Source organism: Streptococcus salivarius, assembly GCF_009738225.1.
Taxonomy (GTDB): Bacteria; Bacillota; Bacilli; order Lactobacillales; family Streptococcaceae; genus Streptococcus.
Map to the genome: position 1 here is coordinate 1670803 of NZ_CP018187.1, position 15426 is coordinate 1686228.

Here is a 15426-nt window from a genome sequence, read left to right on the forward strand (position 1 = left end):
GATTAGGTAAAATTCTGAGGTTCGTGATCAATAATCAAACGCAGGTCCTTGTTCTCAGGCTCCTGAGTCATGTCAAGGACCCTATTAAGCGTTTCTTCCAAGTTATCCTCAAAACGGTATTTGATAATAATCTGATAGTGATAAAGGTTATGTGTTCGGGCAATTGGCTTAGGCGTAGGCCCTAGGAAGGTCACCTTGTCTGACAGGTGCTCTCTTAAATAAGCCATAACCTCATAGCTCTTGCGAACTACAAACTCTTCATCCTTGTGAGAAAGCGTAATTCCTACCGTATAGAAATAAGGGGGATAGGCCAACTGACGTCGAATCCCCATTTCATAGGCGTAGAAACCTTCATAATCCTGTTGCTGTGCAAACCGAATGGCATAATGACTAGGATTATAGGTTTGAATAATAACTTCCCCTTCCTTGTCAGCACGACCAGCACGACCAGCCACCTGAGTCAACAGTTGGAAGGTACGCTCAGCTGAACGAAAATCTGGTAAATTTAGCGACGTATCTGCATTCAAGACCCCTACCAAGGTAACATTTGGAAAATCCAAGCCCTTGGCAATCATCTGAGTTCCAAGCAAAATGTCAGCCTTACCACTTCCAAAGGCCTCCAAGAGTTTCTCGTGAGCCCCTTTCTTGCGTGTCGTATCAACATCCATACGAATCACTTTGGCTTCTGGCAAAAGTTCCGTCAATTGGTCATAAGCCTTCTGTGTCCCAGTCCCATAATAGCGAATCTGACGGCTCTGACAGTTAGGGCAGACATGTGGTATTGCTTTTTGAAAATCACAATAGTGGCAATTCATGGTCTTGGTATCCATATGCAAGGTTAGGGAAATATCACAGTTGGGACAATCATCCACATAGCCACAGTCACGACACATGACAAAAGAGGAATAGCCACGACGGTTCAACATTAGCACGACTTGTTCCTTACGTCCCAAGCGTTCTCGGATTTTCTCTAAGAGAGGTGGCGTAAAATCACTAGCCTCTTGACGGCCCACAAAATCCTTAAAGTCCACCACTTCCACCTGAGGAATTTTGGCATTAGGATTAGCCCTCTGAGTCAACTCAAGAAAATGGTAAACCCCTTTCTGAGCTCTCGCCCGAGTCTCAATAGACGGTGTTGCTGAACCAAGAACAAGCACGGCTCCATGACTCTTAGCCCTAAGCAAGGCCACATCTCTAGCATGGTAGCGAGGATTGGATTCTTGTTTATAAGTAGCCTCATGTTCCTCATCGATAATGATAGCTCCGATATTGTCCAAGGGAGCAAAGATCGCCGAACGTGCTCCTACCACAACCTTGGCCTGGCCTGACCTAACCTTTCGCCACTCGTCAAATTTCTCACCGTCTGACAAGCCTGAATGCATGATGGCCACCAAGTCACCAAACCGTGAAATGAAACGATTGGTCATTTGGGGCGTCAGGGAAATCTCTGGTACCAAGACAATAGCCGTTTTCCCCATAGCCAAGGTCCTCTCGATAAGATGCAGATAGACCTCTGTCTTACCTGATCCCGTTACCCCTTCCAATAAGAATGGTTTGCCGCCTTGTCCAATTTGGCGCGTCATTTCTTCAACAGCATGTGCCTGTTGAGCATTAAGCTCAAGAAAATCCGTCTTCTCTACCTTTTCAAAGTAGCTATCGGCACGATTGACCTCAACTTCAGTGATGACCAAGGCACCAGCTTCGATGAAAAACTTAACCACATCTCGTGAAAAAAGTTTGTGGAGGTCTGCCACCTTCCCTGGCTCACTCTTCTCGAGCAAGAAGTCTCGCATCTCCAAACGCCTCTTAGCCCGCTGCGAAATAGCCAAAGTCTCAAGAATGCCCTTTTGAACACTATAGTGCTTCTCAGTCTTAATGTTCTGCTTATCCTTAGCAAGGTAATCAACCGTTACACGCCCAGACTGGACCAGACGAGGAATGGCTTGACGCTGCTCCTCTGACAACTGCGAGAAAAGAACATGATCCTGCCCCTGAAGAAAAGTCTGTTTATCTTCTTCACCTAGTTTATCAGTCGCCATGATAACCTTATCGTACTGAGAATTAAGGAGACCAGGTAGCATTGACTTCAAGATGGAAATCTTATAAGAAAAGACCGTATGTCGCATCTGATCAGCCAAATCCAGCTGTTCCTGATTAAGCACTGGCTCATAATCTAAAAGCTCAGCGATGGGTTTTAGTTCAGGAAGATCTCTTAAATTTTCCTGCTCTTCCAAGCCAATAATAAAACCTTGAAGTAGACGATTTCCTTTACCAAAAGGCACATGAACCCGCATACCGATGGCGATTTGTTCTTGCATGGCTTCCGGTACCAGGTAACTATAAGGTCTGTCCGTCTGCATCAGAGGAACGTCTACAATAATTTGTGCTACTAAAACCATAAATTTCCTCCTGTCACTTCCTTAAAACCAGTATCTTTCAAGCTCAAGAAAAGCTGAGCTCTTGATTATCATCATAAAGAAGGAAGCTGAGACACTATGCCTCAGCTCCCCTCTCCTCATAAACCAAAGCATGACTTTGATTTTAGATTTTATCGCCTTCTTCTTTTTCTTTAGCGATTTGTTCTTTGATTTTACGTTCTTCTTCCTCAGCAGCAAGACGTGCTTGGATCACTTTCAAACGTGCCAATTCACGTTTAGATTCTGGATCTGGGTGAATAGTCACATTACCAGATTCAATTTCTTCAAGGGCTTGAAGGGTTGGTTTTACTGACGTAAACTCTTGAGTTGGTTCAGCACCAGCGGCCAATTCATGGGCGCGTTTTGCTTGCAAAATAACCAATGAATATTTTGAAGGCACTTTATCCAAAAGTTTGTCAATAGAGGGTTTCAACATCATAATTCTATACCTATTTCTAATTTATTTATCTGATAATTTCTTTTCTGAAATCATATTACGATAGCGGCCAATCACACGGTCAACACGGAAGTGTTCTGCTTCAATAACACGTTTGACACGCTCAGCAGCCAAAGGCACTTCGTCATTAACAATAGCATAATCGTATTCGCTCATAAGAGCAATTTCTTCACGCGCACGCTCGATACGTTGAGCAATAACTTCCTCAGAATCTGTCCCACGACCAACCAAACGTTCTTGAAGCTCGTTCAAATCCGGTGGTGTCAAAAAGATGAAGACAGCATCTGGGACCTTTTTCTTAACCTGAAGGGCACCTTGAACCTCGATTTCAAGGAAAACATCAATACCTTTATCCAAGGTTTCATTAACATAAGTCAAAGGTGTTCCGTAGTAGTTACCCACATACTCAGCATATTCCAACATTTGACCATTACGAATAAGCTCTTCAAATTCCTCACGCGAACGGAAGAAATAATCCTTTCCATCAACTTCACCAGGACGTTGAGCACGTGTGGTCATTGATACTGAGTATTCAAATTTATGGTCAGGTGTTGAAAAAATCTCCTGACGAACAGTTCCTTTTCCGACACCAGAAGGCCCTGAAAAAACAATCAAAAGTCCACGTTCAGACATGTCTTCTCCTTAAACTAAGATTAAAAATCTTCTTATGACTCACCTTAAAAAAGAGAAAACAATCATCTCTTTTTTTGGCTTAGGGGTTGTTCAGTGATTAAGTTACAGCTCACTTTTCAGAGCATGTGTTTTTCCTTACTATTTTACCAATAAAAGCGACTTTTTTCAAGGTGAGGACACCATTAAAAAGAGTGAATTCCTTTTCTCAGTACTCACTCTTTTTTAAATACTCTTTTAAACCAAACCAGTCAAGAGACCTTGCATGAATTCTTCTGAATGGAACTCACCAATGTCATCAATTTTCTCACCAAAACCAATTAACTTAACTGGAATATCCAACTCTTGGCGAATGGCTAGAACCACACCACCCTTGGCACTACCGTCCAACTTAGTCAAGACAAGACCTGTAAGAGGTGTAATTTTTGAAAATTCCTTAGCCTGACTAAGGGCATTTTGACCTGTTGAGGCATCCAAGGCCAAGAGGGTTTCATGAGGTGCTTCTGGAACCACACGTTTGATAATACGACCAATCTTTTCAAGCTCTGCCATAAGATTGTCTTTATTTTGCAAACGTCCCGCAGTATCAATCATAAGGACGTCGACTCCCTCAGCAAGGGCCTTTTCCATACCGTCAAAGACCACTGAAGCTGGGTCAGCCTTCTCAGCACCAGTCACTACTGGCACATCAACACGACGCCCCCACTCAACCAACTGAGCGACAGCTCCCGCACGGAAGGTATCGGCAGCTACCAACATAACTTTTTTGCCTTCTTCTTTGTATTTATGCGCCAACTTACCGATAGACGTTGTCTTACCAACACCGTTGACACCAACGAAAAGCATGACTGTCAAACCATCTTGGAAATTAATCTGCTCCTTGTAGACATCATCCTTCTCGTAGATATCCACAAGTTTTTCGATAATCAAGCGTTGCAAATCCTCAGTCTTTTTGACATTTTCGAGGCGGGCTTCATAGCGCAAATCTTCCGTTAATTGCGTTGCAACATTAACCCCAACATCGGAAAGAATCAGCATTTCTTCCAATTCTTCGAAGAACTCCTCATCAACACGACGGAAATTCGCAAAGAATTCATTCAAGCGAGCAGCAAAACCAGTACGCGTCTTCTTGAGGGTACGGTTATATTTTTCTTGTTCTGTTTCAGTTTTTGAAGCCTGAACTTCTTCAGGTTTTTCCTCAACTTTACGGGTTTGAACAGCTTCAAAAGTGACAGTTTCACCTTTTTCTGCAGCAGCGGCTACTTGAGCCTTCTTAGCATAGTAATCAGCCATGACATCCGCAAAGTGGTTATCCACAGCAACTTGACTTTCTTCTGACTCTGAAACGCCTTCTGCTTCGCTTGAAGCCTGATTATCAACAGAACGGTCTTCGTCAGACACTGCTTCACTTTCTTCTGTCACAGTAGAATCACTAGATTCAACAGATTCTGTGGATGAAATCTCTTCTACTTGAGTCTCTGACTCACTGAGCTGTTCTGTTTGACTCTCGCTTATCCCTTCACTTGTTGACAAGTCTTGATTATCAAGAGCCTCAGTTTCTGAAATTTCCTGATTTGCTACAGTTTCCTGTGACTGTTTTTCCTCTTGTCCAAATAATCGATCAAATAGACCCATTTGGTTCTCCTTATTTCTCTAGAATATATTTGTGGATGGCCTCAGCCACTCCAGATTCCTCATTAGTTTTTGTCGTTACTGCCTTGGCAACAGCCTTGACCTTAGGAACAGCATTCGCCATAGCCACACCAAGACCAGCCCACTCCAGCATTGTCAAGTCGTTTTCCTCGTCTCCCATAGCCATGACCTGACTTTTATCCAGAGCAAGGTAATCAGTCAAGAGTCTCAAACCCACAGCCTTATGAACACCTTTAGGCATAACCTCTAGGATAATTTCACGAGACTTAAAGACCTCAAACGCTTGGTATAAATGGTCAGGTATTTTTTGAATTTGAGCATCCAAAAACGCTTCCTCACAGACCGTAACTACTTTATTATAGACGATATTTTCAGGAATGTCATCAATACTCTCCACATCAACGAAGGTCAAGGTAGGATTAGCCTGACGATAGAGAGAATGATTGCCTTTACTTGGCACACCATAGACAATGCCATCACTGATAACATCCATCGGGAGCCCCAGAGGCTCAAAAACAGCATAAATCTTCTTTAAATCTTCTCGACTCATCTCTTTCTTTATGAGGATATCGCCGTTATTACGCTGAACCAAGCCACCATTGAAGGTCACACTATAGTGCTTATCGTCTAACAAGCCCAAATCTTCCAAGATATGAGTAATAGCTGGCAGAGGACGACCAGTCGTAATGACCACATGAACCCCCTTAGCTTCTGCCACCTTAAGAGCAGCTCTATTTTCAGCTGTTACTTGCTTATCCTTAGTAAAGAGGGTCCCATCTAGGTCCAAGGCCAACAATTTAATCTCAGACATCCGAACCTACCAATCCTTCCATGAAATCAAAGACTGCACCATCTTTATGGTGACCAATCACTTCGTCAGCTACTGCCTTAATCTCATCGCGGGCATTTTCCGTAGCAACCGCATGCCCAGCAAAGGTCAACATCTCCATATCATTGAGATTATCACCAAAGGCTACAACATCTGAAGCTTGACGCCCCAACTCTTGACAAAGATGGTAAAGACCAAAGCCCTTGTCCACACCTTTAAGGATAATATCCATAGAATCAAAGCCAGTTGTCACAGCTGTCATATCCTCAAAAATCGTGTTGAGGTAGTCACCACGTTCCATAATGGTATCCCCTTGGAACTTAGCAGTTACCTTGAAAATATCATCTGTGACCGCTTCAAGGTCTGTTACCATGACATTTTCATAGTAACGTTCCATGGCCTTAAGATAGGCTGGATCTGCATCGTTTGGTGCATAGGCACCTCGACGTCCAGACAAGAGAACCCCTTCACAAGTTGGCAAGGCTAAAGTCGTGTCTGCAATTTCTAAATAATCTTTAGGTTCTAGCTTGGACTCAAACAGGACTTCGCCCTTGTACTGAACCAAGGCCCCATTCTCCGCAATAATAGCAATGCGGTCCACAAAACCATCAAAAAGCTCCTCCAAGGCCAAGAGAGCTCGGCCAGAAGCTACGGTAAAAACGTAATCTTTAGCTTCACAAGCATCCAAAAGGTTATCCAAACGTGCTTTGTCATAGGCACCAAGATGGTCTAGAAAGGTACCATCCATATCTGTTGCTAAAATTTTCAAAATAATCTCCCTTCAGGTCGAATATACTTGCCCCTATTGTACCAAAAATAGGAATATAAGTTTGGGAAAAGCCAGAGAAATTAGAGAAAATATGGAATTTTACTTGCAAATTCAGTATTTTAGTTGTATCATTATGGTAGTACAAAAATAATACTGTTATACTTTTAGAAAGGAGTCTCTTATGGCTTGGACATTTGATGAAAAATCGCCAATTTATCTCCAAATCGCCTATCGCGTCAAACTGAAGATAGCTTCCAAGGAATTGAGTATGGGACAACAACTCCTACCTGTTAGGGAATTTGCTCAGGAAGCCGGGGTCAATCCCAACACCGTACAAAGAGCCTTCCAAGAACTTGAAAAAGAGGGGTTGGTCTACTCTGCCCGTACCTCTGGTCGCTTTGTTACCGAAGATGAAAAACTAATTGATCAAAAACGACACGAGATTGCCCAAAGTCTCATGAAAAACTTTGTCACTGAGATGACAGCCATTGGTTTTAGCTCACCTGAAATCAAATCTATCATCACTGACTACATCGAACAAACAGGAAAGGACTTATAGACCGATGACTGATATTGTAACTCTAACAAATCTCACCAAGACCTATAATGGTATTCCAGCCCTTAGAGATGTGACCATGTCCATCCCTTCTGGTAAAATCATTGGTCTCTTAGGACCAAACGGTAGTGGTAAAACAACCCTAATCAAAATTTTGAACGGCCTCCTTCAACCGACTTCAGGTTTAGCAACTATTAATGGATTTCAGCCATCACCTATCACAAAGGCACAAGTGGCTTATTTGCCTGACACAACCTATTTAGATGAAAGTAAGACAATACAGTACTACTTGGATTTCTTCCAAGATTTCTATGCTGACTTCCGTTATCCTCTTGCCTTGCAACACTTGCAGGATTTAAAGCTCCAGCCTGATTTGCGCCTTAAGGACCTCTCAAAAGGTAACAAAGAAAAAGTTCAGTTGATTTTGGTTATGAGTCGTGAAGCTAAACTCTATCTCCTCGATGAACCTATCGGTGGAGTCGATCCTGCGTCACGTGACTACATTCTTAAAACCATCATCAACCAATACTCTGAAGATGCTTCTGTTATCATTTCAACCCATTTGATTTCAGATATTGAATCCGTCCTAGATGAAGTTGTCTTCTTAAAATACGGTCAGATTGAACTTCAGGGTGATGCTGATAATATCCGTCAAGCCCATGGCAAATCTATCGACAAACTCTTTAGAGAGATGTTCCACAACTAGGAGGTATGAGCATGTTTTGGAAATTAGTTAAATATGAATTACAATCGGTCCGTAAATGGTATCTTGGCATCTATGGTATTGCCATCCTACTCTCTATCCCCTTGGGTTTAATGCTTCGAAAATCTATTTTTGTAACTGAACAGAGCCATCAAGAACCTAGTCTACTCTTCTTTGCTTTCTTCACACTGATGGTTTTTGCTACCATTATCGTATGGGGAACCATTTATATAGCGACAATAGTCCTCATTGTCAGACGCTTTGCAAAGACTGTCTTTGGGAGAGAAGGTTATCTAACCAATACGCTCCCAGTTTCTGCTCACCAATTAATCTTGTCTAAACTCTTGGTAGCCTTTATTTTAGATATCATTTCATCACTCGTTATACTCCTTTCGATTGGAATTATAGCTGCTTTCTGCCTTGATATGAAAGATATCCTACTAGCTACCAGCTACTTTGGCCAGATCCTAAAAGAGATAGGCGCTTTTTACCTCTTCATCCCTTCTACAATCTTGTCAATGATTGCTGGTATCCTTTTCTATTACCTCTGTATTAGTATCGGAAATCTCTTCAACACTAACAAAGTTCTTATGGGATTTGTCGCCTTTTTCGCCATTCAGGCTATCCTATTCTTTATTGGTTTCTTCTTTGGACTCGGTGCAGCCTTGACCGGAGATGCAACATATACTGCAATTAATAACTCGTCATATATCATTAGTCTAGTTCAGTCTCTCATTCTCATCGCAGCAAGTTACTTTGGTACCTACTATATCATGACCAAACGCTTAAATTTAGACTAAAGAAAAACCGTGTTCCTTCTGGAACACGATTTTTTTTGCATTGAAAAGACTTATTTACTTTGTTCTTTACGATAAGTCTCGATTTCGGCCTTGTTACCCCAAACGAAGTGTCCTGGACGTACTTCAACCATTTCTGGTTTATCGACAGAATAGTCGTGTTGGTTTGGATTATAAACCTTCAAGACTTTCTTACGTTCCAAGATTGGGTCTGGAATAGGAACAGCAGACAAGAGTGACTTGGTGTAAGGGTGGATAGGATTGTTGTAGAGTTCTTCTGTCTCAGCAACTTCCACGATTGTCCCCTTGTAAATAACAGCGATACGGTCAGAAATGAAACGGACCACTGACAAGTCGTGAGCGATAAAGAGATAGGTCAATCCCAACTCTTTTTGGAATTTCTTAAGCAAGTTCAAAACTTGGGCACGAACTGACACGTCAAGGGCTGAGATGGGTTCGTCAGCGATAACCAAGTCAGGTTGCATGACCAAGGAACGTGCAATCCCAATACGTTGACGTTGTCCCCCAGAAAATTCGTGAGGGTAACGTGTCAAGTGCTCCTCAAGAAGTCCCACTTCTTTGATGATTTTCTTGATTTTAGCTTTACGATCTTCCTCATCCTTATAGAGATGGAAGTTATGCAAGCCCTCGGACAAGATATAATCGACTGTTGCACGTTCATTCAAACTAGCCGCAGGGTCTTGGAAAATCATCTGGATACGACGGATAAGGTCGTTTTTCTCAGAGTGAGACAAGTGTCCATTGATTTTCTTACCGTCAAAAATAATCTCACCATTACTTGTATCATTTAGACCAATAATGGCACGCCCGATAGTGGTTTTACCACTACCAGACTCACCAACGAGGGAAAAGGTTTCACCCTTGTTGATGAAAAAATTAGCATTGTGGACAGCAACGAATTTCTTGCTTCCTTCACCGAAGGAAATCTCCACATCTTTTACTTCAACTAACTTCTCAGGCATTGCCTTCCTCCTCATCTCCTAAATGTGCAAATCCCATATTAGCACGGATTTTTTCATGTAGATTTTGGATAACCGCAGGTTTTTCAACTTTTGGTGCATCCTCATGTAAGAGCCAGGTCTTAGCCCAGTGAGTATCTGAAACTTGGAATTGTGGTGCTTTTTCCTCGAAGTCAATCTGCATAGCATAGTCTGAACGCAAGGCAAAGGCATCCCCAACAACCGGTGTATAAAGTGATGGTGGTGTCCCTGGAATTGAGAAAAGCTCACCCTTATCATCGGCCAACTGTGGCAAGCTTGAAAGCAAGCTCCACGTGTATGGATGACAAGGCTCATAGAAAATTTCCTCAACAGTTGCGTATTCAATGATTTCACCAGCATACATAACAGCAACCTTATCAGCGATACTTGCTACCACACCAAGGTCATGGGTAATGAAAATCACTGAGAAACCGTACTCCTCTTTGAGTGATTTCAAGAGGTCGATGATTTGAGCTTGAATGGTCACATCAAGGGCAGTTGTTGGTTCGTCACAGATAAGGACATCTGGATGACAAGCCAAGGCAATGGCAATAACGATACGTTGACGCATCCCACCAGAGTATTGGAAAGGATACTCATTGAAACGTTTTTCAGCATCAGGAATACCAACCTTGTCCATGTAATCAATGGCCATTTTTTTAGCTTCTTTGGCTGATTTTCCTTGGTGTTTGACAATGACTTCAACAATTTGGCTACCGATAGTCTTAATTGGGTCAAGACTGGTCATAGGATCTTGGAAGATAGTCGCAATCTTAGCCCCACGAATAGATGCCCAATCTTGGTGACTCTTAAGCTTAGTCAAATCTTGACCGCGATAATCAATCGAACCACTAGCGACACGACCATTATCTTCAAGCATCCCTGTGAAAGTCTTAGTCAAAACTGATTTACCTGAACCAGACTCACCAACCAAGGCTAAAACTTCACCTTCAACCAAATCAAGGGAAACTCCTCGAATGGCTGTCAAAACACGGTCACGAACGTCAAATTCCACGACGATATCGCGAGCCGATAATATTACATTTTTATTTTCTGTCATATTGGACTCCTATCTATGCGTACGTGGGTCGCTGGCATCCGCCAAGTTTTGACCGACAATAAAGAGAGCAAGGGAAACGAGGATCAAGGTAGTCAATGGAATCCAGAAGAGATAAGCATTGACTGTAACGTTCTGTGCATAGTCTGAAATCAAACGACCAAGACTAGGCGTCGTAACAGGAAGCCCTAAACCAAAGTATGAAAGGAAGGCTTCGTAAGAGATAAATCCTGGCAAGAGCTGACTAGCCATAGTTACGATAACTGATACTAGTTGTGGCATGATGTTTTTAACCACAATCTTAGGAGTTGGTGTTCCCAGTGTACGAGAAGCCAAGTTATACTCCAAATCACGGTAACGCATGATTTGAATACGGATAGTATAGGCAATACCAATCCACCCTGTAACAGTCATGGCAAAGATCATATTCCAGAAACCAGCACCCAATGAGTAAGTCAAGACGATAACTACAAGGAGGGCAGGAATATTTGAGATGATGTTGTAGATTTCCATCATAATCATATCGAAGGTCTTAGAAATCCCCCAAACAGCACCTACAAGCACACCAATAACAACGTTAAGGAAGGTAGCGATAACAGCAATAAGGATAGAATTACGAGCTCCAAACCAAACACTATCGAAGAGGGATTTCCCGTTACTATCTGTACCAAACCAATACTGGCCATTAGGATGCACATAACGTACACTAAAGTCATTAACCTTAGACACATCATTAAAGTCAAATTTTGAAAACATCGGGTAGATAAAACTCATCAAAATGATAGTAATCAAGATTCCCAACATGACAGTTGTTGACTTTTTCTTGAAGAACTGACGCATCACCGATTTCCAGTAAGAATAGGCTGGTGCATCAATTGTTTCAGAGGCAAAATCATCGCGCTTTACAAATTGGAACTTACTTTTATCAATTGAAGCCATTATTTACCTCCTTTAGATGTCAATTTGATACGTGGGTCAATTATAGTCATAAGAATATCACCCACAAGCAATGAGAAGATGGTGAGGGCTGTGAAAATAAATACAAGACCCACAACCATAGCGTTATTTGAAGCACGAACAGAGTCAATCAACATTTTACCCATACCAGGGAAGGCGAAGATCGTTTCTGTCAAGGTTGCCCCTGTGATAACACTAACGATAGAAGCTGGAATCCCTGAAACCAAGGAAACCATAGCATTTTTGAAAATGTGTTTATTCGAAATTTCTTGTTCTGACAACCCTTTGGCACGTGCAAAACGAACGAAGTCTTGTGATTGCAAGTCAATCATGTAACGACGAATCCAAATCGCAAGACCCGGTGTTGACAAGAGACCGAGAATAACAGATGGCAAGACGTATGAACGCCAATCACCCGCACCCAAGATAGGGAAGGAATCTGGAAGACCAATCTCAGAACCAATCAAACGAATGATATAAACCAAGGCGATGGTTGGTAGTGAAAGCAAGAAAGTCAAGACACCTGTTGATACACTATCAAAGAGGGTATTTTTAAAGCGTGCCATGTATGATCCCAATGGAATTGCCAAAGCATAAGACAAGACCAAACCAATCAAACCTGCAATGGCAGAACTTGTCACCATTGATGGGTATTGGTAGCGACTCTTGGTCGCTGTGTATGGGTCATTTCCATAGTAAGAACGATCTCTAGCATCAGCCTGACTTGGTGATTTATAAGTACGAGAGTAGATATCTACTGAAGATATTCTCTTACCAGTAGGGAAGTTGACCTCTGAGCTTTGCGTTTGTCCTTGACCTTGGGTAATAACATCAAGAACACCTTGCTCAGCATAAGTTGGGTATGACGTTCCAAGATTCATCTTCACAAAGTTTTGGTGAACAAATGGGAACTGACTGTTAAAGTAAAGCAAATATTTGTGCTTAGTCCCTGAACCAACAACTGACCAACCAATAGCTGGGTCATTTTCAATACGGATGTAACGCTTCAAGTTTGGATTCGTTTTATCTTTAACCCATCCAGTATTGTCAAATTCAAAGAGGTGTGTGTAGAATTCAAACACACGTTCAAGCACTGGCACATCACGTGTCGCATAGAATTGTTTACTTTGCTTAAACTGATGCAAACGCCAGCCATGACCCAAACTATCCACATATTTTTGGTAGATAGCCTTATTGGCTTTTGTTGGCTTAGTTGTTACCGACTTATCAAGTGTGCTGGCTTTCTCCTGTAACTCCTTGGTGTCATAGTAATCAATGTACCCCATACGTTCAAAGATTGTATTTTCATAGTTTGTCTTAGAATCAGCTGTCTTAGCAATCTTGTTGTAGTTAGGGTCCTGTCTGAAAATCAGACGCCTCGGCACCATGGTATAGATAATCGTGTAGGTCAAGGCCGTCACGACAAATATTGACAATAGAGAACGGAGGGTTCTCAATAAAATATATTTTTTCATGTCTCTTCCTTTAATTCCAAAAGAACTTTCCCAATCTAATGAGAAAGTTCCATCGTCCTTTTATTTAACGTGTTTCTCAAGATCTTTTTGAGCTTTTTCGTTAGATGCTTTCTTTTCTTTAAGCCATTTTTCACGACTTTGTTCATATTCTTTCTTAGTAACTACTTTTTCCTGTGGTTTCACATATTTGAAGTAGTCTGATGAGTTCTTATCACCCACCTGCATGCTAGCACCCGTAAATGGTGTCAAACGTGAGATAACTGGTGCTGCACCGTTACCAACAGTCAATGGAATGACAAGAGAGCTATCTTCCAACCAAGCTTGGGCTTGAGCATAACGGTCGTAACGAGCGTTGAGGTCTGTTGTTTCTGAAGCTGCTGAATCAAGCAAGGCGTCATAATCTTTAAGACCTACTTGAGCTGCGGCAGCATTGTTTGGATCATCATACCCCATGAAAGTCTTGGTATTTTCACTTGAAGTTGTCTTAAAGATATCAAGGTAAGTTGATGGGTCTTGATAGTCTGGACCCCAAATGACACCGTTTGAAATATCCCAGTCTTCTGCCGCTGCATTAGCCGCGTTAAGGGTTGCATTTTGTATGTCATCAGATGATAATTGGTTAACATCGATAACCACATTATCGCTACCCAATGATTGCTCAATGGTTTGTTTCAAAGATTGGGCCTGAGCAACATTGATTTTAGAACTTTGGTCAACAGGAAGGTCCAAGTGAATTGGGAATTGAACACCATCTGCTTGGAGAGTTTCCTTAGCTTTGGCAAACTCAGTCTTAGCTTTTTCAGCATTGTAGAGGCCATCTTGACCATCAGTAAAGTTTACACCTGACCATTCATCACCATAAGAGGACATTTTCTCTGTTACAAGATCTCCAAAGGTCTTATCACCTGCACTGACAAAATCAGAAGGAACAAAGAGGTTACGTAGAGCTAGAGCTGCACCATCTTTACCATTCATTTGTGATTGATAAGCCGTACGATCAATTGCGAAGTTGATTGATTGACGGAAGTCTTTGTTTAGAAGAGCCTTCTTAGTTGATGTCTTTTCAGCATCCGTCTTCTTGGCTGAGAATTTATAGCTTTGGCGGTCAATATTCACACCAATAGCCGATGTAGATGCACCTGGTGCTGTGTAATAAATATTATCTTTATAGTTTTTCTCAACTGAAGCATAGTTAGAACTCGTTGGGTAGACACGAGCCAAACTATAGGCACCATCCGTGAAACCACGTTCTAGAGCCTCTTGATCCGAACCGTCATAATATGACAATTTGATGGCATCAAAGTGTACATTCTTCTTGTCCCAATAATTTTCATTCTTAGTCAACTCAATAGATGATTTAGCTGTCAAAGATTTGAGAATGAAAGGACCATTATAGAGGATAGATGTTGGGTCTGTTGACTTACCAAAATCTTTCCCTTTGTTCTTAAGAAAGTCTTCGTTAACTGGGAAGAGCAAGCCATAAGTTGTTTTAGAGTTCCAGTATGGCTCCGGTTTTTTAAGGGTGTATTGCAATGTATAATCGTCGATTGCTTTAACGCCAACATTTGAGAAATCTTTATTGGCACCAGAAAGGTAGTCAGACAATCCAGCAATAGAATCTTGTACCAAATAGAGGGCTCCAGACTTGCCATCAGCCGCATGCTTAAGACCAGTCACAAAGTCCTTAGCAGTCACATCAGCATACTCTTCACCATCAGAAGTATACCATTTAACTCCCTTACGGATTTTATAAGTATAAGTCAGACCATCTTGAGAGACAGACCAATCTTCAGCTACTGAAGGGACAAGATTACCATATTTGTCCGCTTCCATAAGTCCATCTACACCATTAGTTACAGCAATTTTTGTAGGTCCTGTATTTGAAGTGATGTAATCCAATGATTCTGGATCTGAATTATAAACATAACCATAAGTCGTTCCACTAGTACTTGACTTAGAAGAACAAGCCGCTAAGGCACCAACACTTAGAAGGGCGACACCCGCAAGGGCTAACCATTTGCTTTTTTTCATAAGATTTCTCCAAAAAATAAAATTTTACTCTTTCATTATAGCATAAATAATCAAGAAAAGCAGTCACTTTCAGAATATTTTGCACAAGCAAAGT

General features: G+C 41.7%; 14 protein-coding genes. 3 read left to right on the plus strand and 11 right to left on the minus strand.

What is annotated here, in order from left to right; translation table 11 throughout:
- Positions 1 to 2 precede the first annotated feature (2 nt).
- The 6 genes from BSR19_RS07505 to BSR19_RS07530 form a co-directional block, all read right to left on the minus strand.
- The gene (locus BSR19_RS07505; protein ID WP_156246936.1) at positions 3 to 2399 is read right to left on the minus strand and encodes a primosomal protein N'; all 2397 of its coding nucleotides are present in this window, start codon (positions 2397 to 2399) and stop codon (positions 3 to 5) included.
- A 142-nt stretch (positions 2400 to 2541) separates the two neighbouring features.
- Positions 2542 to 2856, minus strand: coding sequence for a DNA-directed RNA polymerase subunit omega (rpoZ, locus tag BSR19_RS07510; protein ID WP_002886855.1), 315 nt, complete (start codon positions 2854 to 2856; stop codon positions 2542 to 2544).
- Between the two features lie 21 nt (positions 2857 to 2877).
- The gene (gmk, locus tag BSR19_RS07515) at positions 2878 to 3507 is read right to left on the minus strand and encodes a guanylate kinase (protein ID WP_002884259.1); all 630 of its coding nucleotides are present in this window, start codon (positions 3505 to 3507) and stop codon (positions 2878 to 2880) included.
- Between the two features lie 234 nt (positions 3508 to 3741).
- A complete protein-coding gene (gene ftsY / locus BSR19_RS07520) occupies positions 3742 to 5139 on the minus strand; it encodes a signal recognition particle-docking protein FtsY (RefSeq protein WP_156246937.1) in 1398 nt (465 codons plus the stop codon).
- A 10-nt stretch (positions 5140 to 5149) separates the two neighbouring features.
- A complete protein-coding gene (locus BSR19_RS07525; protein WP_156246938.1) occupies positions 5150 to 5968 on the minus strand; it encodes a Cof-type HAD-IIB family hydrolase in 819 nt (272 codons plus the stop codon).
- The gene (locus BSR19_RS07530; protein WP_156246939.1) at positions 5961 to 6755 is read right to left on the minus strand and encodes an HAD-IIB family hydrolase; all 795 of its coding nucleotides are present in this window, start codon (positions 6753 to 6755) and stop codon (positions 5961 to 5963) included. The genes BSR19_RS07525 and BSR19_RS07530 overlap by 8 nt, the downstream gene beginning before the upstream one ends.
- A gap of 181 nt (positions 6756 to 6936) precedes the next feature.
- On the opposite strand from BSR19_RS07530, the gene BSR19_RS07535 reads away from it, so the two are divergent.
- Genes BSR19_RS07535 through BSR19_RS07545 form a run of 3 tightly spaced genes read left to right on the plus strand, consistent with a single transcriptional unit; the run spans position 6937 to position 8814 of the window.
- A complete protein-coding gene (locus tag BSR19_RS07535) occupies positions 6937 to 7314 on the plus strand; it encodes a GntR family transcriptional regulator (protein ID WP_022496273.1) in 378 nt (125 codons plus the stop codon).
- Positions 7315 to 7318: 4 nt separating this feature from the next.
- On the plus strand, positions 7319 to 8017 hold the full coding sequence (locus BSR19_RS07540; protein WP_156246941.1) for an ABC transporter ATP-binding protein: 699 nt from the start codon (positions 7319 to 7321) through the stop codon (positions 8015 to 8017).
- Between the two features lie 11 nt (positions 8018 to 8028).
- On the plus strand, positions 8029 to 8814 hold the full coding sequence (locus BSR19_RS07545) for a hypothetical protein (RefSeq protein WP_021143813.1): 786 nt from the start codon (positions 8029 to 8031) through the stop codon (positions 8812 to 8814).
- Positions 8815 to 8864: 50 nt separating this feature from the next.
- Here BSR19_RS07545 and BSR19_RS07550 read toward each other — a convergent pair whose 3' ends face one another.
- The 5 genes from BSR19_RS07550 to BSR19_RS07570 are packed head-to-tail and all read right to left on the minus strand — an operon-like array spanning position 8865 to position 15332.
- Entirely contained in the window at positions 8865 to 9794 is a 930-nt protein-coding gene (locus BSR19_RS07550; RefSeq protein ID WP_022496727.1) for an ATP-binding cassette domain-containing protein, read from the minus strand.
- Entirely contained in the window at positions 9787 to 10872 is a 1086-nt protein-coding gene (locus BSR19_RS07555) for an ABC transporter ATP-binding protein (RefSeq protein ID WP_049554143.1), read from the minus strand. Before BSR19_RS07555 ends, BSR19_RS07550 begins: the two co-directional genes overlap by 8 nt.
- A gap of 9 nt (positions 10873 to 10881) precedes the next feature.
- The gene (oppC, locus tag BSR19_RS07560; protein ID WP_156246942.1) at positions 10882 to 11808 is read right to left on the minus strand and encodes an oligopeptide ABC transporter permease OppC; all 927 of its coding nucleotides are present in this window, start codon (positions 11806 to 11808) and stop codon (positions 10882 to 10884) included.
- Positions 11808 to 13301: an ABC transporter permease gene (locus BSR19_RS07565; RefSeq protein ID WP_156246943.1), complete on the minus strand. Its 1494-nt coding sequence runs from the start codon at positions 13299 to 13301 to the stop codon at positions 11808 to 11810. The genes oppC and BSR19_RS07565 overlap by 1 nt, the downstream gene beginning before the upstream one ends.
- A 60-nt stretch (positions 13302 to 13361) precedes the next feature.
- On the minus strand, positions 13362 to 15332 hold the full coding sequence (locus tag BSR19_RS07570; protein WP_002884208.1) for a peptide ABC transporter substrate-binding protein: 1971 nt from the start codon (positions 15330 to 15332) through the stop codon (positions 13362 to 13364).
- Between the last annotated feature and the right edge of the window lie 94 nt (positions 15333 to 15426).

Excerpts from the sequence above, each read along its gene's own strand:
- BSR19_RS07570 (WP_002884208.1), bottom strand. The coding sequence starts at position 15,332 with ATGAAAAAAAGCAAATGGTTAGCCCTTGCGGGTGTCGCCCTTCTAAGT.
- BSR19_RS07535 (WP_022496273.1), top strand. The coding sequence starts at position 6,937 with ATGGCTTGGACATTTGATGAAAAATCGCCAATTTATCTCCAAATCGCC.
- gmk (WP_002884259.1), bottom strand. The coding sequence starts at position 3,507 with ATGTCTGAACGTGGACTTTTGATTGTTTTTTCAGGGCCTTCTGGTGTC.
- BSR19_RS07505 (WP_156246936.1), bottom strand. The coding sequence starts at position 2,399 with ATGGTTTTAGTAGCACAAATTATTGTAGACGTTCCTCTGATGCAGACG.
- oppC (WP_156246942.1), bottom strand. The coding sequence starts at position 11,808 with ATGGCTTCAATTGATAAAAGTAAGTTCCAATTTGTAAAGCGCGATGAT.
- BSR19_RS07565 (WP_156246943.1), bottom strand. The coding sequence starts at position 13,301 with ATGAAAAAATATATTTTATTGAGAACCCTCCGTTCTCTATTGTCAATA.
- ftsY (WP_156246937.1), bottom strand. The coding sequence starts at position 5,139 with ATGGGTCTATTTGATCGATTATTTGGACAAGAGGAAAAACAGTCACAG.
- BSR19_RS07550 (WP_022496727.1), bottom strand. The coding sequence starts at position 9,794 with ATGCCTGAGAAGTTAGTTGAAGTAAAAGATGTGGAGATTTCCTTCGGT.
- BSR19_RS07525 (WP_156246938.1), bottom strand. The coding sequence starts at position 5,968 with ATGTCTGAGATTAAATTGTTGGCCTTGGACCTAGATGGGACCCTCTTT.
- rpoZ (WP_002886855.1), bottom strand. The coding sequence starts at position 2,856 with ATGATGTTGAAACCCTCTATTGACAAACTTTTGGATAAAGTGCCTTCA.
- BSR19_RS07545 (WP_021143813.1), top strand. The coding sequence starts at position 8,029 with ATGTTTTGGAAATTAGTTAAATATGAATTACAATCGGTCCGTAAATGG.
- BSR19_RS07540 (WP_156246941.1), top strand. The coding sequence starts at position 7,319 with ATGACTGATATTGTAACTCTAACAAATCTCACCAAGACCTATAATGGT.
- BSR19_RS07555 (WP_049554143.1), bottom strand. The coding sequence starts at position 10,872 with ATGACAGAAAATAAAAATGTAATATTATCGGCTCGCGATATCGTCGTG.